Origin of the sequence: Bremerella sp. JC817, from assembly GCF_040718835.1 — a bacterium.
GTDB lineage: Bacteria > Planctomycetota > Planctomycetia > Pirellulales > Pirellulaceae > Bremerella.
Genome location: NZ_JBFEFG010000108.1, coordinates 1 through 302, shown reverse-complemented (window position 1 = coordinate 302; position 302 = coordinate 1). Strand labels below are relative to the sequence as shown.

Annotated in this window: 1 pseudogene; it reads right to left on the bottom strand. The window is 61.3% G+C overall.

The annotated features are described in order from the left end of the window. A pseudogene (locus AB1L30_RS00495) lies at positions 1-302 on the bottom strand (hypothetical protein); the annotation flags it as partial.

Here is a 302-nt window from a genome sequence, read left to right as displayed (position 1 = left end):
CTGCACAATGCCGGCACAAAGCCAGAACATGCACGAGGCCAACAGTGCCTTCAGGATCGCATGATCCCGCAGGAAGAGCTCACGAGTCTTCTTGGGAATGCCGGCGGCCTGGGGGGTGAACTTTACATCTGGCGTGGCTGTTGGCGTGTGCCGCATCGGGAGCAGGTCTACCAGTGGCTCAGCGATCACCGCTGCCACGCTCTTGAAAACGTGGACGATCAGGGCGGCTGGCCCGATGAAGACGACATTCGAGCGGCCTTCGACGCTCTCGGCTATCCGCAGGTTGAGACCGCTTGCTGAGG